This is a genomic window from Bradyrhizobium sp. Leo170 (genome assembly GCF_004296405.1).
GTDB lineage: Bacteria > Pseudomonadota > Alphaproteobacteria > Rhizobiales > Xanthobacteraceae > Bradyrhizobium.
Map to the genome: position 1 here is coordinate 1 of NZ_PSRR01000718.1, position 1,390 is coordinate 1,390.

General features: G+C 62.9%; 1 protein-coding gene. It reads right to left on the reverse strand.

Annotated features, from left to right (window positions below):
• Positions 1-479: 479 nt before the first annotated feature.
• The coding region (locus CWO89_RS44230) for an IS630 family transposase (protein ID WP_130584385.1) at positions 480-1,390 on the reverse strand (911 nt) is incomplete at its 5' end.

The following is a 1,390-nucleotide window of genomic DNA, read 5'->3' on the forward strand; positions in this document are numbered from 1 at the left end:
CCCCACGGACGGGCGCTTTCAGCCTTCCGCTATTATGTGACCGACCTCTGGCGACGAACGCTTCGGCGGCGTAGCCAACGAGACGGCTTCACTTGGGATCGTATGACGAAGTTGGCAGATGACTGGTTTCCTCAACCCCGTATCCTGCATCCCTGGCCCCAACAGCGCTTCGCCGTCACACACCCAAGGTAGGAGCCGGATGCCTTACGTAAGCTTGATCGCGTCCAGCCGCGTCCAACCGATGACATGCCTGTCCGGAAGCCGCCAGCGTAACGCGAGTAGTTAGCCGGCTCGGCGTGAAAGCGCACCGTTTTGGCTCTCTTGCACTGAGATTGTCTGGCACGCGGGTTGCTGAGCCAGGTATGGCTTGGTCGCTTATTGAATGACCCTCGTGAGGGCCAAGCCTGTTCGCGGCGCGACGGCGTGCGGGCGGTCGTCAGCAGCCGTCCGCACGTTCGTCTAGTGGCTCTGCACAGTAATTATGACTCTTTGGAAGCGTTGGGATAGGCGCGGCCCATTTTGGAACGGGCCTTGTCGGTAGTGAACATCCATTTGATGCGGGAGCGTGCGGCATTTCTCTGGCGTTCCCAGGCGGCGATTTCGCGGCGCAGCCGCTTGGGGTCGTCGATCCTGCGATTGAGGCACTGTCCGCGCATGACGCCGATCTCGATCTCGACCATGTTGAGCCAGCTTGCGTGCTTGGGGGTATAGTGGAACTCGAGCCGCCGCAAAATCCGTCTGGCTTCGGCAGGCGGGAACGCCTGATAGAGGGCGCCGGCAGAATGGGTCGATAGATTGTCCTGGACGACCCTGATGGTCTCGGCGTCGGGATAATGGATGTCGACGAGCTCGCGCATGCATTGGGCGTAGTCTTCTGCCGCACGGCGCTCGGTGACTTTGACCTTGCGCCAGGGACGATGCACGTCGAGCAGGACGAAGAGGTTGACGGTGCCATTGCGACGATACTCGTAATCGTAACGTTCGAGCCGGCCCGGCTCGGCCGGGATTGGTTGGCGCGCCTCGCCGATGAGCTGCACCGGGCTTTCGTCGAAGCACACCACCGGCCGCTCGGGATCGGGTCCCTCGGCGTAAAGGTCGAGCATGTCTTCCATGCGGGCGACGTATTCGCCATCGACCTTGGGAATGCACCACATGTCCCGACGCCACGGCTTGAGGCCGTTCTCGGCCAGCCGCCGGCGCACCGTCTCGCCTGACAGGCTCTCATGATCGGTGAGTTTGACCATCGCGCCGGCCAACAGCTCCAGCGTCCAGCGGGCACGGCCCGCAGGCGGCTTGGTGCAAGCGGTTGCCACCAGCAGAGCCTCTTCCTTGCCGGTGAGCTTTCGCTCTGCCCCGGGACGCGGCTCCTCGCTCAGCGCCCGTTCCAGAG